Below are 24,266 nucleotides of genomic sequence, written 5' to 3'. Positions count from 1 at the left end.
TTGGTTTTATTCGTAATCCTTAACCTTCTCCAGTGCATTATTCCATTCTGTGGTATAGTATTCGGTTATCTGATCCAGGCCGAGTCCTTTGGCATCGTTTACCATGGTCTGCCATAAGCTTTCAAATTCCGCTTCGTCCTTGGCATATACCATCTGCCAGGAATATTTCTTCACAACTTCACCGATCTGTGTTTCTATGATCTGCTGGTCATCGGAAGGAATCTGAACCATGTTTACAGCCTGGGTGGATTTTCCCACCATATCATTGGCGTACAGGTATTCCGCAAGGGTGGTGGTTCCCAGCCATTCGTTCACTTCCACCTTCATTTTGGTCTTGGTAGCGTCTCTTTCTATGGTGGACGGCCAGTAACGGTAGCTCAGGGTAAATCCATCGTCCAGCTCTGTGGCGGCCTGCGGCCCTAAGGTATTAAAGGCATACACACCATCCTGGAAAGCGCCTCCGCCCACTTCTTCCGGCATGAGCATCTCTGTCTTCTGGTCAACGATATCCCAGTTTGTGATTACAGGTTCGCCGTTTTCCCCTTTTTCCCATGCCACGCCTTCCGGCCCGTTGGTAAGATATTGGCATACATCCAGGTCATATAACCAGTTAAGGAATTCCAGAGCGGCATCGGGGTTCTTGCAGCTCTTGCTGATTCCGAAATACCAGTTACGTCCGATGGTCTGGTCCGGCGCTTCATACAGCTTCATATCTTTGGCCACTACGGATGCATAGCCGTCCGGATCCTCTTCATTGTTCACATGTCCTGCATTGGGATCATTGTAGGTGCCGGTAAGCCAGGAAAACCAGGAAAACATGACTCTTCCGGAGCTTAATTTCGCCACCATTTCATCATAGGTCTGGGTCATGGCATCCGGATCCAGAAGCCCTCTCTGGTTCGCATCAAAATAGAATTTTAGGGCTCTTTTATAAAAGCTGTCATCCGCCAGGAGAGACTTTGTCTCGTTGGTGATGATATTGGTTTCCATCAATGTGGATACATATTCCGTATCAATTCCGTACATGAAGGAAAGGGTGGAGATTTCCAGCGCGGTATATTTATCCCAGTCTGAGAACAGGGAGAAGCCGTATACCTTTTCTCCGTCCGGCGTTGTGGGCTTTTCCTTTACCATCTGCTCCACTACATCCAGATAATCCTCCAGGGTATTAATCTCCGGTTTGCCCAGCGTCTTATAGACAGACCACTGAAGCAGGGGCACCCAGTTATAAGCGTTATAAGCGGTGGGCCCGATTGCCGTGGGCATGATATAAAGCTTGCCTGAACCGCCGCTGGTATAATCCTGGGAATACTTGACCGCATTCTGGTACACTTCTTCCCCGAAAATATTAGGCAGCTGATCCTGGTATTCGTCCAGAGGCAGGAGCATTCCCGCATCCATAGCCAGCTGTGCCTGATCCAGCCCTTTGAAGCCTATGATATCCGGAAGCTCTCCGGCTACCAGATACTGGCTCAGCTTGGATTCCACTTCGTTGCCGGTAGGGTCGAAATTAATCTTCATGTTCAGGTCGTCATGCAGCTTCTGTGCTCCCCAGCCCTGCCATATTCCGGACTCTCCGGTTACAGACTGCTGGATAAATGCGCTCAGCGTCACTTCCTCCCTGCTCTGTTCCCCGTCCGCTGTTTGTGCTTCGCTCTGCTGCGCTGCCTGACTGCCCGACGTATCCGCTGAATTACCGCCGCAGCCGGCCAGTGTGCCGACAACAAGTGCTGCTGTCATTGCCAGTGCCAATCCTCTTTTTCTCATTTCTCTTCTCCTCTTGGTTTATAATGTTAGTTTAACTGTAATTGTTGCCTACCCCTTGACGGCTCCGATCATGATGCCTTTAACGAAGTATTTCTGGAAGAACGGATATACCAGTAGTATGGGCAGAATCGTTACTATGGAAATCGTGTATTTAATGGTGAGCGGCGACAGCTGGGTCGCCAGGTCGGCGTTCATGGCCGACGGATCCTCCCTGGCTATCTCTGCCAGCGTATTTGCCTCATTCAGATAACGGTACAGCACATACTGCAGGGTCTGCAGCGATTTATCCTTGGTATACAATACCGTATCCATCCAGTTATTCCACTGTCCCACCGCGGAAAATACGGAAACGGTGGCAAGGATGGGCTTGGACAGAGGAAGAATAAGCCGGAAGTAACGTACCAGGTAGCCGGCCCCGTCTATTTCCGCCGATTCCTCCAGGGATGCCGGCAGCGATTCTATGTAGGTTTTGCACAGAATCAGGTTGAACGGCGTCACGATACCGGGAATGATATATACCCAGAAGGTATTATAAATACCGATGGTCCTGTAGGTCAGGAACAGAGGAATCAGTCCCGCGCTGAAATACATGGTCACTACCACAAAGCGGTAAAAGAATTTTCTTCCCCAGTATTCATTCCTGGTGAAAGCATAGGCCGGGAAGGATGCCGCAAATACGGTGAAAATGGTTCCCAGCACCGTCCTCGCAATGGAAACGAACAGGGCCGGAGGCAGCTCCTTCAGGGTGAGTACTCTGACATAATTCTGGAAATGGATCCCCTGGGGAAACAGAGAAATCTTCCCCGTCATGACCAGGTTGTTGTTGCTGATAGTGTTGATGAAAATATAGTAAAACGGGAAAATACAGACAATGGTAAACAGACCGAATATAATCGTTATGAAAATATCCACGGCCCAGTCCCCCGCGCTCTTTTTCCCCACTCTTACCTTTTCTTCGGCTTCTTTCTTTGCCATTTTTACTTCTCCTCTCCTTTTTCCGGACTGTCCGGACAAACGATATGATTCTCTCAGCAAACCACCTTAGAAAAGGGCGGTGCCTCTGATTTTTTTCGACAGCTTGTTTGCCCCGAATACCAGTATCAGGCTGATGATGGATTTCCACATGCCGATTGCGGTGGCATAGGAGATATTCCCCTGTACAAGACCGTTCCTGTATACATACAAATCAAGAACTTCTATAAAATCCTGATTCATGGCATTGGAAAATACCAGATACTGATCAATTCCGTTATTGATGATATTTCCTATCTGCAGGATAAACATGACAAAGAAGGTGGGAATCAGGTGGGGAATGGTAATATGTCTGATTTTGGCAAACCGGCCTGCCCCGTCAATGTTTGCCGCTTCATAGATTTCCGAATCAATGGAGGTGATGGCGCTTATGTACACGATGGCTCCCCAGCCCAGCCCCTTCCAGAGATGGTAGCCCAACATCTTGAGCCACATATGGCTGCTGCTTGCCAGGTAATTAACAGGCGTTTCCAGAATTCCCATGCCCACCAGCAGGTTATTCAGAAGTCCTTCTGTGGAAAGGAGGGAATAAAATGCGGAATAAACAAGGACCCAGCTGATAAAATTCGGTATGGTTGTCAGCGTCTGCACCGCCTTCCGATACCGTTTGGAGGGGATTTCCATGAGGAAAATCGCAAAAAACATAGGCAGTATCATGGCAATCAGATACAGGAAATTAATGCCCAGCGTATTGGCCATAACCCTGCCGAACTGCCCGCGCAGAACGGAGTTGGCAAAAGGCATCGTAAACCACTTCAGGCCGGTAAAGGTACAATCCCAGATAGACAATCCCGGCTTGTAATCAAAAAAAGCATATATCCACCCCAGCAGGGGAAGGTATGAAAAAATAAAGATTCCTATCAATATAGGCGTGGTCAGCAGAAACAGACGAAAACCGGCTTTTCTTCTCGGATTGACTCCCGCTTTTGCTTTTTGTTCGTTTTTACTCATTTCCTTTGGATACCCCCTAATCCTCTTAAACTATTATCGCTCTTCCTGTCTCTATTATGGGGTGTAAGTGTTTACATTGTATATAGTACTTATTTTAAGTTTTTGAAATAATTTCAACTATCTTGCAAAATGTGCCGTGGATTCTCCTTACACGCTTGCAAGGGTTGTTGGGATCTGATTTAATTAAAAAAGAAAGACCTTTTAAAAGGAGGCGGATATGAGGAAACTGAGGAAATTATTATTGCCCAAAGGCTTCTATACAAGTATGTTTCTGTTAAGCGTTATTATTTTAGGCGTATTCTCCCTGTTCAGCGCCCTGATTGCCGGGAGCATGGCGCAGCGCTATGAAAAAGCCCAGTATTTCAAGAATTACGATTATGCGCTTCGAAGCATTTCGGATACGTTTGCACAAAAAATTGTTGATTTTCCCAACGGAATCGCCCTTAAAATCACAGGCGGCACCACCAGATGCAATGAATCTCTCTGCCGCCTTCTGGAGGCCCGTGATTATGAAGAGATAACGCCGGCCATAAGAAGCAATGTCATATCCGTACTGCATTCCATTGTGCAGAACGATAATTATCTGACGGGCTTTCTTCTGTACTCTTCGGAAGAAGGACATCTTTATTATTACAGCCGTCTCTCCTCCCTCACCTACCTGCCCCGGACCCCGGATAATTTTTCCACGCTGAAGCCTTTTACCAGGCAGCTGATATCTGACGAGTGGCTCTCGGATGTTTTTACGGAGAACGGTATCCAGAAGCCGTCTTCCCATATTTACGGGCTGACCGGGACTCTGTTCCGCAGCGCAAAGGAGCCTATCGGTTCCCTGATAGCTCTGTATTCCACCTCGGAGCTCACCGGCGTGCTGAACCGTTATCCGCTGGATGAGGACAGTACCTTTCTCATCACCGGCCCTGACAATCAGATTCTTTTCAGTTCGGACCAGAACTACTCAGCAGCCCTGCTGCCGGCGGATTTCAAACCGGATATCCCTGTTTCGGATTCCGGCTCCTTTCCTGCCCTGCTGCCGTTGGGAGGAAAAAACTATTATGTGTCGTCCCTGCCCAACAGGAATCACGCCTTCCGCGCTTTCTATCAGATTCCGGGAAACAGCCTGCCCGCCAATTACACGCTGTCCCTGATTTTCAGCCTCTCCGTCTGCCTGTTTCTTGTGTCGCTGTGCATGTATCTGATCACCTGCTTTATCGGGAATAAAAAGGTAAACAGCATCCGGGAAGGGATGAAACACATCGGAGATACGAATTTATCCTATCGGATCCCGCCTACCAAAGGGCAGGATGAGTTTTCCCAAATCATATCCGGTTTTAACCTCATGTGCGATGCCCTGCAGGAAAACGTGGAAAAGTCTTATATCTATGAGCTGCAGCAGAAAAAATCGGATTTATATGCCCTGCAGACCAGCATTAACCCTCATTTTTTATATAACACGCTGGAAATCATCCGTGTTCAGCTGACCCAGGGAAAAAATGCGGACGCCTCGCAGATGATACTTCTGCTCTCCAAAATTTACCGCTCCCAGACCAACCGCAGCATGTATGTTTCCATCGGCGCAGAGCTGGAGGCGTGTGAAAATTTCATGGTTCTCTATCAGTACCGGTTCCGTAATTTTGAATATGAATTTGATGTGCCCTCCGGGCTTCTTCCCTATGGGCTGCCTAAAAACACACTTCAGCCTCTGATAGAAAATTATTTCGTCCACGGGATCGATCCGGCGCGGGAGGACAATCTTTTCACCATAATCGGAAGTTCTTTTGTGAAAAACGAAGTGGAATATATCTGCCTTGAGGTCTCGGACAACGGGCTTTGCATATCCCAGGAAAAGCTGGAAGCCCTCAGGGAAAAGCTGTCAGGAAACATCTATGCGGATAAAAAAGAGGAAGGCTTCGCCCTCACAAATATCAATAACAGGCTGAAAATAGTGTTCGGGAACGACTGCTCCATGAACCCTTCCATCCCCATGGACGGCGCAGGCTTTTCCATGAGCCTTATTTTCCCCAAACGGCTGCCCGTCCAGCTGGAAGAGGGAATGAGCCGGACGGTTTTGGAAAACCGCAGCGGCCCCGGTGCAAGATAGTGTAAAAACACCATAACATAAGGCAAGACAATCCGCTTCCGCCCTGCTATCCTTTAACTGTCGGCATGTAATTTCCGGTTCTTCCCCTGCCGCCGGAGGCCCTGCCCTTCCGCCCCGGACGCCGCCCTGCCCTGCTTTGCCCGTTCGTTCCTTGTCCGCCCTGTGCCGCTCCGGCCTGCAAGGTTCCTTACAGGGGACACTTCCGTTCGGATAAGCACGCAGCGGTACTAAGGCTGCAAAGGACGCAGCCTAAGGACCGGCGAGCTTATAACGCCCCTTACAGGAATCCTTGCAGGCCGGAGCGGCACAGGGCGGACAAGGAACGAACGGGCAAAGCAGGGCAGGGCGGCGTCCGGGGCGGAAGGGGAGGGCCTCCGGCGGCAGGGGAAGAACCGGAATTTGCAGGGGAAGGCAAAGCAGAGAAAAGGAGCGGTAAGCGATGAAAAAATTTACGATGGGAGTTCTCGGTCTGGGGGAAGGCAGGAGCATCATATCCGCCGTACAAAACAGTGAGCTCTGGGAGCTGGGGAACATCTGTGATTTGAATGAAGAATTGTGTAAAGAACGCTGTCAGAAATTCGGTCTGGACGGCTATACCACGGAATACCAAAACATGCTGGATGATGAATCCATCGATGTCATTGGGATTTATACGCCGGATCAGCTTCATGCGGCGCATATCAAAATGGCTTTGGAGGCGGGAAAGCACGTCATCTGCACCAAACCATTGATGGTTGATCTGGATGAGGCAGGCGCTCTCCTGGAGGCACAGAAGCGTACCGGAAAAACGGTTTTCGTAGGGCAAAGCTCCCGGTATTTTGAGCCGGCCAGAAGGCAGAGGCAGGATTTTGAAGAAGGCAGGCTCGGCGGGCTGATCACTGTGGAAACTCATTATATCAGTGATTCCAGATGGTTTCTGGACAGGGAATGGAGCCACCGTAAGGGCTTTTCCTGGATGTACAATTTTATGATACATGCGGTGGATTTAGCCGTGTGGTATCTGCCGGAGGTGGAGGAAGTATACGGTCTTGGCATTGCGAGTGAAAACACCCGGGAACGAGGGATCCAGGCACCCGATACCATGAAATTCCTGCTGAAAAACAAAGACGGAAGATTCGCCGGCGTGAACGGCGTGTATGCCGCGCCCACACTGGGCAGCGCCGTGGAACAGTCCATCAGCTGTACACTCCGGGGAACCAAAGGCATCAGCCGGGCCGGGTATCCGAAGCTGCAGTATTATACGAATTTCCAGCCCCTACAGAAGACAGCCCAACTGCACGAATATAACGAACTGCATGATTACTTTTTCCGGTTCGAAGCGGAAACCCACCATGCCGGGGAATACCAGAACTATATCGAACAATTCGCCCGGGATATGAATGAAGGAATAACTCCCAAACCGGATCTGAAGGAAGGGATCCGTACCCTGGCCGTTATGGAAGCCATGGAACAATCTCTCCGGCTTGGCATTCCGGTAAAGGTATCCCAGGTTCTTGCAGACAGGAATCTCTGCCTGGACTGATATCCGTACCTTCACAGTTAGCCGGACTGCTAGCTGTTCCGTACCTTCACGATTACCCGGGCTGCTGCAAACACACCTTACTTTCTGAATTCGCCGGGCGTCATATGCATATATTTTTTAAACATCCGGTTAAAAAGAGAAACGGATCCGAAGCCGGAAGCCAGGGAAATCTCCGCAATGGACAAATCCACTTTTTTCAGAAGACAGCAGGCGTACTGGATCCGCACCTGCTCCACATATTCAAAAACCGTCTGATTCGTCATTTCTTTAAAGTATCTGCACAGGTAGGTCTTGCTGACAGCCAGGCTGTCAGCGATCTCCTGCAGGGTGATCTCTTCCCGGAAATGCTCCTCAATATAGGAAAAGACCTGCTCCGTCCGCTTTTCCGGATATAAAGCCGCATTCCCTTCCTCCGCTATATGCTTTCTGCCCGCATAGTAACGGTACAGGTAGGACAGCAGCAATACACCCGCCGCTTCCAGCACATTCCTCCATCCGGTTTCCTTTTGTTCCGCTTCTTCTTTTATGGATGAAAAAGTCTGATCCAGCTTATCATAGCCTTCTTCTTTTTTACGGATTTGATTGGAGAAATCCTCCGTCCTTTGGAAAAAGGGTTTCAGATAATCCTGGTTATACCAGTCCTTCCACACTTCCGAGGAAAACAGGATCACGGTCATGCGGACAGGTTCCTTATGCACGGCCAGATGCCTTTCCCGGTTATTGATGACAAAAATATCCCCCGGGCAGATTTCATAAACTTTTCCGCCGATGATATAGTTTCCCGTCCCGCTTTCTATCCGGTTCAGTTCAAGGCAGTCATGGCAGTGCAGGGTCTCCTGCTTCTTTGCGACATCGAAAACCTGAATCCTGCTGCCCTCCTCAAACTGAAATTCTTCATGCCTGTAGTCCATGCGTTCCATCCTTCATTTCCTGTGACGGTTTATTCCTGCACTTCCCGGATTATCACATCCACATCCGCCGCATCTATGGCCTCCGACTCCTGTCCCCTGATATCTATCCCTTTGAGGCACAGCCTTTCCACATTCCGGAAAAACAAACCTTTGCGGCACATTTTTTCCACGCCGCACATCATGGCCGGCAGACCCGGCCGGGCATCCTTGGCATATCGGATCCGTACGTCTTCCATAATGACAGATTTGATCTTTTTCTCCGGAAGTCCATAGAAGAAAGCCGCGGCGATATGGCAGTCCGTGCAGTAAATATGACGGAATACCAGTTCTCCCATATTGGGCGTCCGCTCATCCGCCGGAAGAGCCTCTTTCGTCTGCACATAGTCCGAACGGCCGTCCGGCTCACAAAAGTAAAAGCAGTTCAGCACGAAAGGGGTATCCACCTGCTCCATGTGTATATTTTCAAAAAGAACGGCATCCACCACACATGACTTTCCTCTGCCTCTCCTTGTTTTGATCCGAAGCCCCCTGTCCGTATTCCTGAAACAGCAGTCCCTGACCGTCACATGATGGACGCCGGAGCTGATTTCACTGCCGATGGTCACGCCGCCATGGCCATTTTCCATAAAACACTGACGGATCTGAATATGACTGCCCGGTACGGGATTTTCCTGTGCCCGCCTGCCTTTCCCTGATTTTATGGCGATACAGTCATCGCCAAGGGAAAAATGACAGCCCGCGATTTCCACATCTTCACAGGATTCGGGATTTATCCCATCCGTATTAGGGGAATCCTCCGGATTGATAATCTCCACATCATAAATACCCAGATCGCTGCAGAAGCAGGGATGGATGCACCAGCTGGGACACATGGAAAAATGAAGCCCCTGCACCCTGATATGTTTACAATGAGTCAGAAACAGCATCCGCGGCCTGTGGGGAGAGCTCTGCCTGTTCTCCTCACTCCACCAGTCCTCCATGGAAGCGCCTCCCAGTATTTCTCCCTTACCGTATAAATTGACATTCTCTGCGCCGCATCCGGTAAAAAGGGCGGCATACATATCCGCCGCTTCTCCTTCCCAGCTGCCTAAAGCAAAACTATTCTCCTCTTTTCCGGAAAGAAGCCCGGGAAGGATCGGAAGACGTCCGGGCCGTCCGTCATATATAAGGACGGCCCCCTCCTCCAGTTCCAGATTGCTGTTGCTTTTCAGGAACAGGCTGGTCACACGGTATTTTCCCGGCGGAATCACCACCCTGCCCTCCGGCGGACACGCCATGATCGCCGCCTGGATAAAGACGGTATCATCCTGTTCCCCTTCTCCCGAAGCCCCGAAATCACGGACATTTAAGACGGCTGTCTCCGTTTTTGTGTGAAAAGAGATTTCTCCCCGGATACTTCCATCCTCTCCTGCAAGCTGCAGCAGGTAGTCCCTGTCGGGAGACAGGTTAAACAGAGAGGTGACAACCTTCTGCGTCGTTCCCCGCTCTTCCCCGTTAAGGAAGATTGTATATGCCTCCTCCAGCCTGTAAATACTGCCGCATTTGATTTCCACCACAGCGCTTCCCGCGGTCAGCATCAAGATTGCAAGCTCCATTTTCCTTCTCCCTGTTCCTGCCTGTTTTTAAGAATATATTACCACATTTTCCGACTGCTCTGTTCCATTGACAAAAAGTTTCCTTGTTTTCTCTTCCCATACAAGCTCCGTGAGCTCATATTCTCCCTGCTCATAAGCATAGCCATCGCCGCTGTCCCTGTATAACGTAAAGCTGCAGTCCGCTCCTGCATAGATACGGTATTCCACTTCCGCTTCCGCCGCCCGGGCCGTATTCTGTGCCGCCTCTGCCATGGGAAGGATACTCCCCGCTTTTACGAACAGAGGAATCCGGGAAAGAGGCGCGTCCGCTTCCACATACTGTCCGCCTGCATAACGCTCCCCGGTATAAAAATCATACCAGTCACAGCCCCCGGGAAGGTACACGGTTCTCTTTTCAGGAATACCGCTGAGCACCTCAGAGCCTGTTCCGTAATACATAGGTTCCGTCACAGGGCATACCAGGATACTTTCCCCGAACATATACTGATCCCCAATATCCAGAGCCTTCTCATCCTGCATGAAATCAAAGGCCAGCATACGCAGAAAGGTCTTATCCTCCTTCCACACACGGTAAGCCCAGGAATAGATGTAAGGGAGCAGGCTGTAGCGCAGGGAAACCGCTCCGCACAGTGCCTCATAAAAACCGTCCTTCCCGTTATCAAACAGCCATGGCTCCCTTCTCACATCTGTGCCATGGCTCCGGAATACAGGAAGAAACGCCCCATACTGGAACCATCTCACGAAAAGCTCACGATAGCCCAGATCCGAAAGACCATCCTCATAATCCCCATTCCAGAACCATGGCTCCCCTTTCTTCACAAAAAAGGCTCCGATATCCAACGTCCAGTAAGGAAGGCCGCTGGCGCAGAAATTCAGCCCTGCCGCTATCTGCTTTTGCAGCGTTTCCCAGGATGCGTAAATATCCCCCGACCAGAGAATCACCCCATAACGCTGTCCGCCCACATAGGAATTACGGGTCAGGTTCACCACTCTTTTTTCTTCCGAAGCTTCTCTCTGCCCTTCATAAATCGTTCTGGCATGAAACAGCCCATAAGAATTCATACGCTCCGCGGGAATATATTTCCCGGCATCCCGTACAAAGTCCGCATACATTTCCTCCGGCCCCGGCTTCACCTTCCTGGCCCATTCCGGCGTAAAAGGCTCGCTGGAATCACACCACCAGGCATCCACCCCATGCCGGAAAAGCCCTTCCTGCACCTGTTTCCAGTAAAGCTTTCTGGCTTTCTCATCAAAGGCGTCATAGATTTCACTGGCGGGAAGCAGAAGCTTTTTCTCCAGGAATTCCTCATAATCAGCCGTACTTTTACTCATATTCGGCCAGATGGACAGCATGAAATGCACATCCTCCTGATGCAGGGCATCCGTCATCGCACCAGGATCCGGAAAACGGGAAGGATCAAAACTCTTCTGCCCCCACATGCCGTCCTCCCAGGAACACCAGTCCAGAACAAGCGCATCCAATCCGAAGCCCCTGTCCCTGAATTCCCGGGCCACATCCAGGATCTCCTCCTGTGTTTCATACCTCTCCTGCGACTGAATGAAACCATAAGCCCACCTCGGCAGCATGGACGCTTTTCCGGTAAGCAGCCGATACCCGCTGATGACTTCATCCATGGATCCCCCGGCAATAAAGTAATAATCCATTTCCTCATCCGCTTCCGTATAGAGATAAGAACCATACTGCGTATCCTGGAATATGGCTGTACTGCCTGTGGAAAGAAGGATTCCATAGCCATTGGAGGACACCAGGAAGGGAATGGCTATCTTCAGATTCGCCTGATGGAGATACTGCACGCTTCCCCGCAGATTCAGCAGACCTTCCTCCGCCTGCCCAAGCCCATAAAGCCTTTCCGACTCCTGCCACTTCAGATGAAGGCGGGTATGATACAGCTTCTTGTCAAATACCATACTTGCTTCCTTGATAACACGCTTTACGCCGTCAGCCGTCTCCACCTCTTCTATTTTGGTATTCTCATCAATTACCGTTTTATAAGAATCAAATTCCTCCAGCTCCCTGCTGTCCTCTTCCCGCTCCGCCAGAAGCAGCCTCCCGTTCCTTTCCAGATAACGGATACTGCCCGTCCTCTTATCCACCTCCAGGGCAAGCTTCTCCGTATACAGGACCACCCTGCTTTCCTGCTCCTCACAGGTCCAGCCGTCCCATTCCTTTTCTTCCAGAATGCCGATCCCGACGTTTCCTGTAAATTCACCCTTCTGCGTATAACTGATACGCACAATAGAATCGTTCCTGGGCTTCAGCCGCAGAAGCCCCTTCTGCGTCTCCAAAAAAAGACTGCCGCCCCTGCAGTAAGTCTTTTCCACCAAATCCTGTTTTCTCTTTACAACCTCCAGCATATAAAATCCCTCTCCCTTTCATCACTTTGTACCGCCAAACGCGGGGCATTATCGGAACAACAATAACAATCCACGGACCTGAACTGCTATGAATCCCATTTTTTATTCATATTACCATTTTTCCTCCCTCTTTTCTTGCACTTTCCCCTCAAAAAATAGTATAATTCTGACATCAGCAAAAACTGTCCGCTCACATGAAATGCGGGATGCAGAAACACTCCCGGATTTCCTTCATTCCGAAACCAAACAGGAGGCCAGCCGCATGAACTTATTCTTACAATACCAGGAAACCGGCACCAGACCCATGAGAGATATCCCCTTCTACATCTATGATCTCAAGGTAACCGAGCCCGGCCCCCATGTCCCCATACATTGGCACGAAGAACTGGAAATCATTCTTCCCTCCGTCCCCGGCTGCCTGGAAATCGACGGCAACCGCTTCCCCTTTCAGGAAGGCGATATCATGTTCGTTAACCCGTACGAACTCCATGCCACCCGCATCCACCGGCCCGGACAGGTCTGCCACATGCTCCTGCGCTCCGACTGTTTTCAGTTCCTCCACGACACCGCTTTCTTTTCCACAGGCCGCAAGCTGACAGAAGGAGAACTCTCCTTTCCCACCCTCATTACTGCCCACGATCCCGCCAACCGGGCACTCCTGCCCCCCATACTCCAAATGACCGCCATGAAACCGCCCTCCGACGAAGCCATGGCTTTTCACCTTGCCTCCCTCTTCTTCTCCATCCTCTCCACCCTTTTTGCCCAAAACCGCCTGCTCCCCTCAGCCCCCGACCAACACGCCCTCTGCATCCGCTATGTCAAACAAAGCATCCGCTACATGTACCTCCACCTGGACGAAAAACTCTCCGTCCCCCTCCTCGCCGATACCGCCGGCCTGTCCGAAGGCTACTACACCAGACTCTTCAAGAAATACACCCACACCTCCCCCGCCCGCTTCCTCTCCGACCTGAAACTGGAAACCGCCTGCGCCTGCCTCGCCTCCGGCCTAACCGTAACCGAAGCCGCCCAAAAAGTAGGCATAGACAACATCAGCCACTTTATCCGCCTCTTCAAACAAAAATACGGTATAACCCTCAAAACCTATCAACATTCCTATTGTTTCAATAATAATCCTCCACAGAACTAAACAGACCCCCTCCCACTAAGCCCCTTTTTCACTTACTCCCCCAATATAACCTATAACCTTCCTGTTTAAGCCCCGCCCATCCATCCGGCCTGTGTCTGTGCCCTCCGGTTCTTGTCCGGTTCCGGCACCTGCGCGGGCCATGTTATTTCACTGTGAATCTGAGAAAAAGATGATATTTCTTACTGCTCTGTTTTTTCTGCCTGCGGTCCGCCCTTAGCGGCGCTGTTTGACGACCGCAGGGAGGAGTTTGGCCGCGTTGACCGCAGACAGGAAAAACAGAGCAGTTAGAAATATCTCTTTTTCGAAGCTGAACAGTGAAATAACATGGCCCGCGCAGGCGCCGGAACCGGACAAGAACCGGAGGGCACAGACACAGGCCGGATGGATGGGCGGGGCTTAAACCTCACCGCCTAAATTATTTTTTATTCCCGGGGGTTGTAAATTCCAGTCAATCCGATAGACTGAAGGTAAGATTTAACCCGGCCGGTTAAACCAATCCAGTCAGGAGGAAACGCCCATGAATGAACAATTTTTTCATCTGCCCGAAGAAAAACAGCAGGCTATCATCAACGCATCCCTGGAGGTCTTCGCCACACACGAATACAAAAAGGCCTCAACAGATGACATCGCCGCAAAGGCAGGCATTTCCAAAGGACTGCTGTTCTACTATTTTCATAACAAAAAAAGCCTGTACCTGTTCCTCTATGACTATACGAAAAAAATTGTAACAGATCAGGTAGTAGATACCCATTTTGACGAGATCACCGATTTTTTTGAGCTTCTTTCTTATTCTGCTGAAAAAAAGGCGGCTCTCCTGTCACGCAATCCTTATATCATGGATTTTGTAATGCGCTGCTTCTATCCGGAAAAAGAAGAAGTATCCGACTCTTTGAACAGTACCAACCAGGAATATATTGACAATTCTATTTTCTGGTATTTTAAAAATGTGGATTTCACCAAATTCCGTGATGACACCGATCCGGAAAAAATACTCCGGATGCTCCTCTGGATGACCGATGGATATATCAGTGAAAAACGCAGACAGGGTAAGCCTTTTGTACTGGAAGTGATCATGCAGGATTTCGGGGAATGGAGTGACATGTTCCGCAAGATGGCCTACAAGGAGGAATTTCTATGAATGCTGTTCAAATCAGTCATATTACAAAAGACTATGGTAATTCCAGAGGAATTTTTGACGTCTCCTTATCCGTAAAAAAAGGAGAGGTATACGGTTTCCTTGGCCCTAACGGCGCAGGAAAAACAACTACAATCAGGCACCTGCTTGGTTTTCTGAAACCAGAAAAAGGGGAATGCAGAATTAACGGAATGGACTGTTTCAGCCAGGCTTCCCTCATCCAGAAAAACCTGGGTTATCTTGCAGGGGAAATTGCCTTTCCGGAAGATTTCACCGGCCACGGGCTTCTGCATTTTCTTGCGGATATGAAGGGTATCCGGGACAGAAGCCGGATGAAGGAGCTGATCGACCTGCTGGAACTGGATCCTTCCGGCAAAGTACGGAAAATGTCAAAAGGGATGAAACAGAAGCTTGGAATCATAAATGCTTTTATGGGGAATCCGGAAATAGTTATTCTGGATGAACCTACCAGCGGCCTGGATCCCCTGATGCAGAACCGGTTTATTGATCTGATATTGGAGGAAAAGAAAAAAGGAACCACCATTTTCATGTCCTCCCATCTTTTTGAAGAAGTGGAGCGCACCTGTGAACGGACTGCCATTATTCGCCGGGGGCAGATTGCCGCAGTTGAAGATATGGAAGGGCTGAAAAAGAAACGTTCACGGGACTATATCATTACCCTGGACAGCAAAAAGAGCGCCGATGCCCTGCAGCTTCCCGGCTATACGATCACAGGCCGGGAGGGGGCCAGCGTCACGGTAGCCGTCAAAGAGGATATCCCCGGGCTTTTATCGCTCCTGTCCTCCTGTCCTGTACGGGATATGCAGATCCATACCCAGTCCCTGGAAGAAATCTTCATGCATTATTATGGAAGTGAGGTATAAAAATGATTTCATTGCCGCTGTTGAAAAGAAATATGTCACAGACCTGGAAAATACTGCTTATCCTTCTGGCTGCCATGACATTATATACTACGGTCATCATTTACATGTATGACCCTGAGCTGGCCCATATGCTCAACGACTATCAAATCGCTCTTCCCGGCATCATGTCCGCTGTCGGTATGACGGGGATTGCCGGTAATCTGACAGAATTTGTATATATATATTTATATGGCTTCATTATGCTGGTGTTTCCCATTATCGCCATCATAATCCTCGGCAACAAGCTTCTGGCCCATTACATAGACAGCGGTTCCATGGGCGTTCTTCTTGCCACACCCAATTCCCGGCTGAAAATCCTGCTTACACAACTGCTGTCCATGCTGGCAGGCATTACTTTACTGATAGTCCTTATCACGGCTATCGGCGTCGGCACCTGCGAAGGCCTGTTTCCCGGAGAACTGGATATTCCCTTATTCCTGAAGCTTAACGCAGCTCTGCTTCTGTTTCACCTGATGCTGGGAGGCATCGCTTTCCTGCCGGCCTGTATTTTTAATGATTCCAAATGGTATTTTTCCATTGGAGCCGGGCTGCTGGTCTTATTTTTCCTCTTTCAGATGCTGGGAAATACGGGAGGAGATATGGAATTTTTCCGTTATCTTACCCCTTTTACCCTCTTTCCCGGAAAAAATATTGTGGATGGCGATGGGGAAGTGCTCCTGAAATGCCTGGGTATGGCCGGAGCTGCCATAGTCATGTATGGATGCGGGGCTGTTTGTTTCCATAAAAAGGATTTGCCTCTGTGACCATTTTTATAAAAAAAGCATCGGGATCGCTGCAAGGATGAAGCAAACCCTACGACCTTAAACAAATTTTCCAAATATTTATAGCCCCTGCAATAAGAGGTTTGCAGGGGCTATGATTATGTGTCAGGATATTCCAGTTGTTTCGCATTTGATTTTTTATCAGTTATATCTTATAATATAAGCATAATTTGATTGCAATTCAGATATACTATATGACATAATATTTAGAAAGGAGTTGACAGTTATGATTATTCGTGAGTCTTACTTATCCAAAATCCGTCCATTTATCGGAAAAGACATTATCAAAGTATTAACCGGTATTCGCCGCGGCGGAAAAAGTGTACTGTTAGAACAGATTCGTGATGAGATTAACAGCCCTAATACCATTTTTCTGAATTTCGAAGATTTGGGCAATCAACATCTATGTGAATATCACTCTTTACACGAATATGTATGTGATAAAATCGGCGGCAGCAAGGAGACTTTCTACTTATTTTTCGATGAAATCCAGGAAGTGCAGGGCTGGGAGAAGGCAATAAACTCTCTGCGCGTAAAGTTCCATGCAGACATTTATATCACAGGTTCCAATTCACAGCTTCTGTCCGGTGAACTTGCCACCTATATAGCGGGACGTTATGTTTCTTTTACCGTTTACCCTTTTTCTTTTACAGAGTTTAAAATGGTAAACCCGGATTATACCTTTGATCAATATATTCAATATGGTGGCATGCCATTCCTTGCCAGTATCGGCTTTGGGACGGAATTCAGCAAGAATTATCTGCAGGACATCTTTCATTCAGTTGTGCTCAAAGATATTGTCAAGCGCAACAATATACGGGATGTAGATCTTTTGGAACGCATAATCGCCTATGCCCTGGCGAACGTGGGAAAAAGTTTTTCAGCTACAAGCATCTCTAAGTTTTTCAAGTCCGAAAATCGGACTGTCGCTCCTGAAACAATCCTTAACTATTTGAAAGCCTGTGAGGAGGCTTACTTGCTGTACCGCTTAAAGAGCCAGGATATCAACGGAAAGAAAATGCTGAAAGTAAATGAAAAATATTATGTCGTGGATCACGGCTTACGGGAAGCGATTGTAGGAGAGAATCTGCAAAACGTTGAAATTGTCCTTGAGAATATTGTAGGGCTGGAACTCCTCCGCAGAGGTTACAAGGTCTGTGTCGGCCGTGTCGGTGAAAAAGAAATAGATTTTATAGGCGAAAAAGATGGAGACAAACTATACATCCAAGTATGCTATCTGTTGATTGATGAATCGACCATCCAAAGAGAATTCGGATCTCTTCTGGAGATTAGAGACAACTACCCAAAGATTGTTTTATACAAGGAAGGCTCGTTCAGGGGCAAATTTGAAGGCATCCCCGCAGTCAAAATTGAGGACTGGCTGTAAAAAATACGGGCGCCAGAATATCCTGCATACAGCAGAAAGTTATCCTAATGCTCCATCCGGCCAGAAATGCTACTGACAGCAGCACTTCTGGCCGGATGGAGTATTCGCGCCCTGGGACCAAAATGGCCCATAAAGGACATATTTCGTAAAATGTAGTGAATCCTGAACTTTTATACCGGAGCTGTGATGTTTACTCTGGCATTCACATCTGCCATCACTGGTATAGATACCGCAGCTCCCTCCCTGGATACCGTAACTGCCGCCGCGCAGGCCGCTGTTTTCATTGCCTCCTCTTCTGTCTTTCCGAAAGCTAAAGACGCGATAAAATAACCGGTAAAGGTGTCTCCGGCCGCTGTCGTATCGACCGTTTCCGCAGGGAAACACGGCTGCTTAAACTGCTTTTTACCGTTCTGATATAAGGCTCCATCCTTCCCCAGTGTGAGGATGACATTCATCCGGGGATAACGGCCCACCAGCGCATCCGCTATGCGGGCAGCCTCACTCTCACCGGTCATTTCCTTTCCTTCCGTCTCATTCAACATCAACCAGGTTACCCCCGACAAATCCATGTTTCTCAGATTTTCATCCATGGGAGAGGGATTCAGCATGATCTGCAGTCCCTTCTCTTTTCCCCTTTGAAGAAGATAATCCAGATTGCTGATTTCATTCTGTAAAAGGAGAATATCCCCTTCCGAAAAATCCTTCAGAACATCATCGATAAACGCCCTGTCATTCTCATAATTGCTCCCGTTAAAAAGGATGATACAATTCTCTCCTTCCCCGGAAACCTGAATCAGCGCATGGCCTGTAATCTGCCCGCTGTCTCTGAGATAACAGGTCTTCACTCCGCTCTGCTCCAGGATTTCTTTCAAAAAAAGGCCATCTTTTCCGATGGTTCCGGCATGCCAGATTTCCGCACCCGCCCTGGATACCGCTATGGACTGGTTCAGCCCCTTCCCTCCCGGGAAACATTCATAGCCCAGGGAGGAAATCGTCTCCCCCGGCCTGACAAAATGGGGAACCTTATATACCTTGTCTATGTTTAATGACCCAAAATTCAATATCTTCATTCCCATACCTCGCCGTCAGGATTCCGCCAGTTTACGAAACAAATCCTCAAACAGGTTATCTCTGTTAATATGGTACACATATCTTATGAAATGCCTGGTGGGATCAAAGCTGTAATGATGATCATACTGAGGAATCGGGCTGGGTATCAGTTTATCCTCCATAAAGCTTTCGTCCAGCAGCCATGCAACCGCAGTCACATCCCATATCACTCTGGTCCAGCAGCTGTTTTTGCTTCCCAGCGCGCCTTCTTTTTCCGTATAATCCACCAGATAATCGCACAGCTTGTTTTTTCCGCGCAGGAACATTTCCAGTTCTCCCGCCCCGGTGGTAAAAGAGGATACCACGCCCATGCAGGGCAGCTGTACCAGCGCTACGCCGCAGCCGAAAACCACACGGGCGGCAGCCACATCCTGAAAGAGGTTGAATTCTTTATTGTCCGGCCATTCCAGGGAATTTCCTCCCAGCCAGACAAGAACCATGCGCTCCTTGATTTCCGGCCGCATGAGCAGTGCGGATGCCACATTGGTTATGGCCCCGATAGCTACAACGTACAAAGGCTTTTCCGGCGTATACTCCATCGCCAGTTCCGTCAGATGGCGGGCGGCGGCGGATTCCACAGGGGTCTGTTCATCCGGCAGATATCCGGCGGAACCTTTATATACCCGCTCCTTATATTCCTCCTTCTCCAGCAGCGTGAGGATATGAAGGATTTCCTGATAGCTCTTTTCCATACCGTCCTCAGGGCCTGTGGATTTCTCATTGAAAAAAGGAGCCGCATAAACTGCCTTTAAATGCAGCTTGTCTCCCGATTTTACGAGATAAGACAACGCATACTGGTCGTCAATCTCATTGTAGGTATCCGTATCCAGCACCACATCCACCGGACCGGCAGGTTTGTTAAGACGATTCAATAACCCCAAATCATTATTCATTTTTATACCTCCTGTATATCGCAGGTTCGCCTGCTATACTGCCTTCCTGAAAGCGTAATTACTTACCCATATATTATATAAGTTAATTTGGGGAATGTCATTTAAAATTTATGACTTTCTATACCGGATTTTGTTGCAGCAAAAGGCTTTACCCTTTCCTGTCCTCCTTGACAGGAATATCTTCAAGCCTTAAAATTTGTATGGAACTGTTTATTCGAGGGAAATAGAAAATGAATCTGAAACAACGGGCCTCCCGGCTGAAAACAGATATACCAGCGATTTTCCTGTGCTTAAAAAGTAAAGAAACGCCGTTGATTCCAAAAATTCTCGCAGGCGTGACTGTCGCCTATGCGCTTTCGCCCATTGACCTGATTCCCGACTTTATCCCGGTTCTCGGCTACCTGGACGATTTTGTCATTCTTCCGGCATTCGTTGCTCTTACCATACATTTTATTCCGAAAGACCTGTTTGAGCATTACCGCAAAGAAGCGGAAGGAATGTGGGCAGATGGAAAGCCCAGGAAATGGATTTACTCTTTACCTGTAATAATCATTTGGCTTTTGCTTTTATGGCTTATTATTAAGATTATTTTTTTCTGACTGCTTAAAATTTTTATCTGTAAAATTTAAAACAGAACCATCCGCCAGCATAAAAAACTGCCGGATGGTTCTGTTTTATCCGATCATCATATCTATAATTTCCCGGTCGGTTTCCCTCATGCCGTCACGTCCCAGACGTGCTATATTGGCTATGGTGGACTCCACGCCCTTTTTTACAATTCCGTCTCCGTCCACGAATTCCTGCCCATTACGATACATATAGAAGCCCAGGATTCCGGCATCTACGGCGGATGCAATTTTAGCGGCACAGGAAGCCTTCGCCCCATCGCATACAATTCCTGATACATTTGCCAGTGTATTTACGATGGTATGGACGATTTCTTCATACCCTCCTCCCATAAGATAGGCAATCCCCGCGCCTGCACCTGTCCCGGCACTGACCGCGCCGCAGTAAGCGGATAAACGCCCGATGCCCTCCTTCAGATGAATGGCAGTCAGATTGGAAATCAGCAGCGCCCGGTAAAGCTTCTCTCTGCTCGCTCCCAGTTCCGCCGCGTATTCAATCACGGGAACGGATACGGTTATTCCCTGGTTTCCGCTGCCCGAATTGATTACCACGGGCAGCTCACAGCCATTCATCCTGGCATCCGATCCTGCCGCCGCCTTGGCTCTGGCACGGATTTTTACATCATCTCCATAGGACGCAAGCAATACTTTTCCTATATTTGCGCCATAATCATGCTTCATACCTTCCTCGGCAATTGCCATGTTGTATCGGATCTGCCGGTCAAGAAGCTCCTCCACATCCCGAATGTCCGAAGTCATCGCAAAATCCAGGATGCCTTCTATGGACAGCGCCGGCCGTTCCTCCCGCGCGCCGTTCTCATGGGCTGTTTCTTCCTCTTCTCTGAGAACTCTGCCATTCTTTTCTATATGTACCACATTAGTGTGGGAATCCGCTATCTGCACCTTAGCCTCCCGGACTCCGCTCCACACAGTTACGGTCAGGTCAAAGGTACGGCAGCCCCCGGCCTTCTGTATCTGAATCTCTGCCTTCTTCAGATAATCCCGGATTGCCAGCTGATCCTCCCGGGTCAGTTCCTCTAACAGTTCAAGCTTACGTTCCGGATGGCCGGCGACAACACCTGCCGCTGCAGCCGTCTGTATCCCCTTCATTCCGCCGGTTCCCGGAACAATGACGCTCTTTACATTTTTAATAATATTTCCGCTGGCTTCCACCCTGATTTTTTCCGGCATTTCCCCCAGAATATCTGCCGCAAGAGCGGTCCCATAGGCAATCGCTATTGGTTCCGTACACCCAAACGCCGGCACCAGCTCCCGTTCCAGAATCTGAAGGTATTCCTTATAAACACTGCTTTCCCGTTCCATCTTTTCCTTTCTTCCCGCCTCAGGCTTCTTCCGAAGCCTGACATACATCAATTTCTGTTTGTCTGCAGATCTCCCGCCTTTTCACCATTACATGCTTCTGGCAGTTTCCAGCACCCAGTGGATATGTTCAACAGGCAAATCGGAAGGAATTGTGCAGTCTGCGCCTAACAGAAAGCCTTTTTTTCCACAGGTTTCAATCAATTCTCTCGTAAATTTCCTGATCTCTTCTTCCTTTCCGGAATAAAGGATACCTTCCTTACGGTTATCAAATCCGCCCAAAGCCGGTTTTCCTGCAAAAAATTGTCTGCCGGAGGGAATATCCATATCCTCCACATAAACAGCCCAGTTAATGGCTGCGGCCTCATAATCCTGCCATACCTCAACCCGGTTCTTATCTCCGCCCCAGCCGCAGCAGTGAAGGATATTATGGGTACTGAGCGTATTCGCATAGTCAAGCACGTCCTTATCCGAAGGGGTAACCAGTCTGCGGTATTCTTCCGCCGTAAACCGGAAGGTTTCCGCATTCTGCACACAATAATAAATACCGTCACAGCCCGCTTCTTCGATCAGCCCTTTCACCAGTGCCTTTGCATCCTGTGCGATCACGCCGCAGGCATATTTCATGGCTTCCGGATCCGCCTTCATGCACTCCATCATTTTTTCCCAGCTTGTCTGAAGCCTGAAAAAGGACAGGGGACAGAAAACGTTATAAAAAACACAGCATTCTCCGTCAGCCGCCTTAACAATTGCCGCAGCACGTTCAATCTGTTCTCTGATAAAAGGATGATTTTCTCCCAGAGGCTTCATTTTATATAGCTCCGATACATCCGCAAGCTTCTCCAGGGTTTCGTTGGGATAGCCGAAGTAACCATCACACATAATCTTGATAAAATCCTGATCCGTATCCCGGTACCATTGCAGATGGGCATCCACGCATGCCTGTCCTTCCGCTTTTTCTGCGGGAAAATGAAACCAGAATGCAGCCGGTACATGATCTGTCTCCCGATTCTCCAACGCCGCCAGTACTCTCATTTTTTTATTCATAATGCTTACCTTCCTCTCAGTTTGTACTTTTATTATAGAAATTATCTCTTCCTTCTTCTATAACCTATTCCGCCAAAAACTGTGCAGATTCAATCATTTTACTTTTATTGCAACTCACATTCGGTAAATTCTTTTTGCCAGGCATGCCTGCATAGATTATAATAAAGGTCAGATAACGGAATTTATCCATGGAGGATTGTATTGCAATGAAAATAAGAAAGAACCAGGCCCTTTTCTCCCCTGCATTGGCATTTGTGCTTTGCCTTTTATTCTGTGCCGCCATTCCCCTTCCTTTAAGCGCTGCGGGTATACAGGGAACGGACGCATCCGATTCCGGCAGAGGCTCACAGCCCTCAGGAACCGCTGCTGCCGTACCGCAGGCAGATCGTGTCACTTATCAGGAGGGCTTTTTTTATGAATCCTTAAGCGAAGAAATCAAGGCCCGCATAACCGGGATTTCCTATGGGGAGGGCTGTATTGTTCCCTATGAAGATCTGAGATATCTGCATGTGCTGTATATAGATTTCCAGGGTCTGCCCCAGGCAGGTGAAATCATTTGCAATAAAGCCATCGCACAGGATTTGGCGGAAATTTTCTATGAGCTTTACCTGGCGGAATATCCTATTGAACGTATCCGTCTGATTGATGAGTACGACGGGGATGACACCGTGTCCATGGAGGACAATAATACCTCCTGCTTTAATTACCGGGTGGTTGACGGCACATCAAGTCTGTCCAAGCACGCCTATGGCATGGCCATTGATATTAATCCCCTGTACAATCCCTATGTTACCTATCCAAAAGGTAAAATAAGGGTTTCTCCGGCCGCCGGCGCCGTTTATGCGGACAGAAGCAAAGACTTCCCTTATAAAATTGATAAAAATGACTTATGTTACCAGCTTTTTACGGAACATGGCTTCACCTGGGGCGGCATCTGGAAAACCATGAAGGATTACCAGCATTTCCAGAAGAGCCTGCCTGAAAACTGATCTTAACGGAGGAATTTATGGATGAAAAAGGGATTAAAGAAGCGGATATCCTGGGGTTTTCTGATGAAGGGAATGTGGCTCTGCTGTTCGCGCTGAAGCATCCCGGCATGGTGCGCCGCCTGATTCTCAATGGGGCGGATCTTTTTCCCGGAGGCGTGAAACGCTCCGTACAGATTCCTATTATTATCGGTTACAAAATGGTATCCTTCTTTTCCCTTTTTGATAAGAAGGTTATTGCCCGTTCTATCCCGGACAGTAAGCTTTCCATACTGGAAGGAGATCATTTTATTGCTGCGAAAAATTGGGAGGCGTTTAACCGGAGCGTGGATACATTCCTTACGGAGCGGGAATGAAATGTTTTACTAAAATATAAATTTAATCCTATCTTAACGGTATCCTCCTGTATGTAAATATTACCTGAAATGCAAATTTAGGGCCCTATGAGCGTAAAGTAATTTCTATCAGACAAGATTATATGACATACTGTTGTCAAGTTTAGTGTGATACATTTTTAATATATTACCCCTATTATAAGGAGGTCTATAAATGTACGATACACATTATTTTACACTTCATAAAACCTGCCCCTGTCAAATTGATAACGAAGTAGTCAGAAAAACAAAAGAGATATTTAGTAAATCCTCCTGTTTTGTCC

Annotated in this window: 20 protein-coding genes; 10 read left to right on the top strand and 10 right to left on the bottom strand. The window is 48.4% G+C overall.

From position 1 onward, the window contains the following. Positions 1–6 precede the first annotated feature (6 nt). The 3 genes from BLA28_RS23020 to BLA28_RS23010 all read right to left on the bottom strand — a co-directional run bounded on the left by BLA28_RS23020 (position 7) and on the right by BLA28_RS23010 (position 3,750). The gene (locus BLA28_RS23020) at positions 7–1,767 is read right to left on the bottom strand and encodes an extracellular solute-binding protein (protein WP_069151267.1); all 1,761 of its coding nucleotides are present in this window, start codon (positions 1,765–1,767) and stop codon (positions 7–9) included. A gap of 48 nt (positions 1,768–1,815) precedes the next feature. Next, complete coding sequence (locus BLA28_RS23015; protein ID WP_009255146.1) at positions 1,816–2,742, bottom strand: carbohydrate ABC transporter permease; 927 nt, start codon at positions 2,740–2,742, stop codon at positions 1,816–1,818. Positions 2,743–2,808: 66 nt separating this feature from the next. Further along, positions 2,809–3,750 carry an ABC transporter permease gene (locus BLA28_RS23010; protein ID WP_009255147.1) on the bottom strand — a complete coding sequence of 314 codons (942 nt, stop codon included), beginning with the start codon at positions 3,748–3,750 and terminating at the stop codon, positions 2,809–2,811. 217 nt (positions 3,751–3,967) lie between these two features. Between BLA28_RS23010 and BLA28_RS23005 the strand changes: the two genes are divergently transcribed. After that, the gene (locus BLA28_RS23005; protein ID WP_069157429.1) at positions 3,968–5,848 is read left to right on the top strand and encodes a cache domain-containing sensor histidine kinase; all 1,881 of its coding nucleotides are present in this window, start codon (positions 3,968–3,970) and stop codon (positions 5,846–5,848) included. 439 nt (positions 5,849–6,287) lie between these two features. Further along, on the top strand, positions 6,288–7,370 hold the full coding sequence (locus tag BLA28_RS23000; RefSeq protein WP_069157430.1) for a Gfo/Idh/MocA family protein: 1,083 nt from the start codon (positions 6,288–6,290) through the stop codon (positions 7,368–7,370). Between the two features lie 77 nt (positions 7,371–7,447). Here BLA28_RS23000 and BLA28_RS22995 read toward each other — a convergent pair whose 3' ends face one another. Genes BLA28_RS22995 through BLA28_RS22985 form a run of 3 tightly spaced genes read right to left on the bottom strand, consistent with a single transcriptional unit; the run spans position 7,448 to position 12,252 of the window. After that, a complete protein-coding gene (locus BLA28_RS22995; RefSeq protein ID WP_050018534.1) occupies positions 7,448–8,290 on the bottom strand; it encodes an AraC family transcriptional regulator in 843 nt (280 codons plus the stop codon). A gap of 20 nt (positions 8,291–8,310) precedes the next feature. Then, the gene (locus BLA28_RS22990) at positions 8,311–9,876 is read right to left on the bottom strand and encodes a glycoside hydrolase family 28 protein (RefSeq protein ID WP_069157432.1); all 1,566 of its coding nucleotides are present in this window, start codon (positions 9,874–9,876) and stop codon (positions 8,311–8,313) included. Between the two features lie 27 nt (positions 9,877–9,903). Next, complete coding sequence (locus BLA28_RS22985; RefSeq protein WP_069157433.1) at positions 9,904–12,252, bottom strand: glycoside hydrolase family 31 protein; 2,349 nt, start codon at positions 12,250–12,252, stop codon at positions 9,904–9,906. 262 nt (positions 12,253–12,514) lie between these two features. On the opposite strand from BLA28_RS22985, the gene BLA28_RS33495 reads away from it, so the two are divergent. From BLA28_RS33495 to BLA28_RS22955, 5 genes are all read left to right on the top strand, one after another. Beyond that, entirely contained in the window at positions 12,515–13,399 is an 885-nt protein-coding gene (locus BLA28_RS33495) for an AraC family transcriptional regulator (protein ID WP_169897293.1), read from the top strand. Between the two features lie 517 nt (positions 13,400–13,916). Further along, positions 13,917–14,537, top strand: a complete 621-nt coding sequence (locus BLA28_RS22970) for a TetR/AcrR family transcriptional regulator (protein ID WP_069157435.1) — start codon at positions 13,917–13,919, stop codon at positions 14,535–14,537. Continuing rightward, entirely contained in the window at positions 14,534–15,418 is an 885-nt protein-coding gene (locus tag BLA28_RS22965) for an ABC transporter ATP-binding protein (protein WP_069157436.1), read from the top strand. Before BLA28_RS22970 ends, BLA28_RS22965 begins: the two co-directional genes overlap by 4 nt. Before the next feature lie 2 nt (positions 15,419–15,420). Beyond that, positions 15,421–16,221 (top strand): ABC transporter permease subunit, encoded by an 801-nt coding sequence (locus BLA28_RS22960; protein ID WP_069157437.1) that lies wholly within the window; start codon positions 15,421–15,423, stop codon positions 16,219–16,221. Positions 16,222–16,465: 244 nt separating this feature from the next. Further along, on the top strand, positions 16,466–17,626 hold the full coding sequence (locus BLA28_RS22955; RefSeq protein ID WP_069157438.1) for an ATP-binding protein: 1,161 nt from the start codon (positions 16,466–16,468) through the stop codon (positions 17,624–17,626). Positions 17,627–17,796: 170 nt separating this feature from the next. Here the strand turns inward: BLA28_RS22955 and BLA28_RS22950 are convergent, their stop codons facing one another. Both BLA28_RS22950 and BLA28_RS22945 read right to left on the bottom strand, forming a co-directional pair. Next, positions 17,797–18,696, bottom strand: a complete 900-nt coding sequence (locus BLA28_RS22950; protein WP_069157914.1) for a ribokinase — start codon at positions 18,694–18,696, stop codon at positions 17,797–17,799. A gap of 15 nt (positions 18,697–18,711) precedes the next feature. After that, on the bottom strand, positions 18,712–19,629 hold the full coding sequence (locus BLA28_RS22945) for a nucleoside hydrolase (protein WP_009255161.1): 918 nt from the start codon (positions 19,627–19,629) through the stop codon (positions 18,712–18,714). Positions 19,630–19,859: 230 nt separating this feature from the next. Between BLA28_RS22945 and BLA28_RS22940 the strand changes: the two genes are divergently transcribed. Next, positions 19,860–20,228: a YkvA family protein gene (locus BLA28_RS22940; RefSeq protein WP_069157439.1), complete on the top strand. Its 369-nt coding sequence runs from the start codon at positions 19,860–19,862 to the stop codon at positions 20,226–20,228. Positions 20,229–20,303: 75 nt separating this feature from the next. Here the strand turns inward: BLA28_RS22940 and BLA28_RS22935 are convergent, their stop codons facing one another. Both BLA28_RS22935 and BLA28_RS22930 read right to left on the bottom strand, forming a co-directional pair. Then, the gene (locus BLA28_RS22935; protein WP_069157915.1) at positions 20,304–21,578 is read right to left on the bottom strand and encodes an L-cysteine desulfidase family protein; all 1,275 of its coding nucleotides are present in this window, start codon (positions 21,576–21,578) and stop codon (positions 20,304–20,306) included. Positions 21,579–21,665: 87 nt separating this feature from the next. Then, positions 21,666–22,622: a uroporphyrinogen decarboxylase family protein gene (locus BLA28_RS22930; RefSeq protein WP_069151254.1), complete on the bottom strand. Its 957-nt coding sequence runs from the start codon at positions 22,620–22,622 to the stop codon at positions 21,666–21,668. Positions 22,623–22,828: 206 nt separating this feature from the next. Here BLA28_RS22930 and BLA28_RS22925 point away from each other — a divergent pair, with 206 nt between their 5' ends. Together BLA28_RS22925 and BLA28_RS22920 are read left to right on the top strand one after the other, a co-directional pair. Continuing rightward, positions 22,829–23,611, top strand: a complete 783-nt coding sequence (locus BLA28_RS22925; protein WP_071699510.1) for a M15 family metallopeptidase — start codon at positions 22,829–22,831, stop codon at positions 23,609–23,611. Between the two features lie 17 nt (positions 23,612–23,628). Next, positions 23,629–23,964 (top strand): alpha/beta fold hydrolase, encoded by a 336-nt coding sequence (locus tag BLA28_RS22920; RefSeq protein WP_069157441.1) that lies wholly within the window; start codon positions 23,629–23,631, stop codon positions 23,962–23,964. The last annotated feature ends 302 nt before the right edge of the window (positions 23,965–24,266 follow it).

Source organism: Eisenbergiella tayi (genome assembly GCF_001881565.1).
Classification (GTDB): Bacteria; Bacillota; Clostridia; order Lachnospirales; family Lachnospiraceae; genus Eisenbergiella; species Eisenbergiella tayi.
Note: the sequence above shows the minus strand (reverse complement) of the source record. Positions and strands in the feature narration are given on the sequence as shown.

Excerpts from the sequence above, each read along its gene's own strand:
- BLA28_RS23020 (WP_069151267.1), bottom strand. The coding sequence starts at position 1,767 with ATGAGAAAAAGAGGATTGGCACTGGCAATGACAGCAGCACTTGTTGTC.
- BLA28_RS23015 (WP_009255146.1), bottom strand. The coding sequence starts at position 2,742 with ATGGCAAAGAAAGAAGCCGAAGAAAAGGTAAGAGTGGGGAAAAAGAGC.
- BLA28_RS23010 (WP_009255147.1), bottom strand. The coding sequence starts at position 3,750 with ATGAGTAAAAACGAACAAAAAGCAAAAGCGGGAGTCAATCCGAGAAGA.
- BLA28_RS23005 (WP_069157429.1), top strand. The coding sequence starts at position 3,968 with ATGAGGAAACTGAGGAAATTATTATTGCCCAAAGGCTTCTATACAAGT.
- BLA28_RS23000 (WP_069157430.1), top strand. The coding sequence starts at position 6,288 with ATGAAAAAATTTACGATGGGAGTTCTCGGTCTGGGGGAAGGCAGGAGC.
- BLA28_RS22995 (WP_050018534.1), bottom strand. The coding sequence starts at position 8,290 with ATGGAACGCATGGACTACAGGCATGAAGAATTTCAGTTTGAGGAGGGC.
- BLA28_RS22990 (WP_069157432.1), bottom strand. The coding sequence starts at position 9,876 with ATGGAGCTTGCAATCTTGATGCTGACCGCGGGAAGCGCTGTGGTGGAA.
- BLA28_RS22985 (WP_069157433.1), bottom strand. The coding sequence starts at position 12,252 with ATGCTGGAGGTTGTAAAGAGAAAACAGGATTTGGTGGAAAAGACTTAC.
- BLA28_RS33495 (WP_169897293.1), top strand. The coding sequence starts at position 12,515 with ATGAACTTATTCTTACAATACCAGGAAACCGGCACCAGACCCATGAGA.
- BLA28_RS22970 (WP_069157435.1), top strand. The coding sequence starts at position 13,917 with ATGAATGAACAATTTTTTCATCTGCCCGAAGAAAAACAGCAGGCTATC.
- BLA28_RS22965 (WP_069157436.1), top strand. The coding sequence starts at position 14,534 with ATGAATGCTGTTCAAATCAGTCATATTACAAAAGACTATGGTAATTCC.
- BLA28_RS22960 (WP_069157437.1), top strand. The coding sequence starts at position 15,421 with ATGATTTCATTGCCGCTGTTGAAAAGAAATATGTCACAGACCTGGAAA.
- BLA28_RS22955 (WP_069157438.1), top strand. The coding sequence starts at position 16,466 with ATGATTATTCGTGAGTCTTACTTATCCAAAATCCGTCCATTTATCGGA.
- BLA28_RS22950 (WP_069157914.1), bottom strand. The coding sequence starts at position 18,696 with ATGAAGATATTGAATTTTGGGTCATTAAACATAGACAAGGTATATAAG.
- BLA28_RS22945 (WP_009255161.1), bottom strand. The coding sequence starts at position 19,629 with ATGAATAATGATTTGGGGTTATTGAATCGTCTTAACAAACCTGCCGGT.
- BLA28_RS22940 (WP_069157439.1), top strand. The coding sequence starts at position 19,860 with ATGAATCTGAAACAACGGGCCTCCCGGCTGAAAACAGATATACCAGCG.
- BLA28_RS22935 (WP_069157915.1), bottom strand. The coding sequence starts at position 21,578 with ATGGAACGGGAAAGCAGTGTTTATAAGGAATACCTTCAGATTCTGGAA.
- BLA28_RS22930 (WP_069151254.1), bottom strand. The coding sequence starts at position 22,622 with ATGAATAAAAAAATGAGAGTACTGGCGGCGTTGGAGAATCGGGAGACA.
- BLA28_RS22925 (WP_071699510.1), top strand. The coding sequence starts at position 22,829 with ATGAAAATAAGAAAGAACCAGGCCCTTTTCTCCCCTGCATTGGCATTT.
- BLA28_RS22920 (WP_069157441.1), top strand. The coding sequence starts at position 23,629 with ATGGATGAAAAAGGGATTAAAGAAGCGGATATCCTGGGGTTTTCTGAT.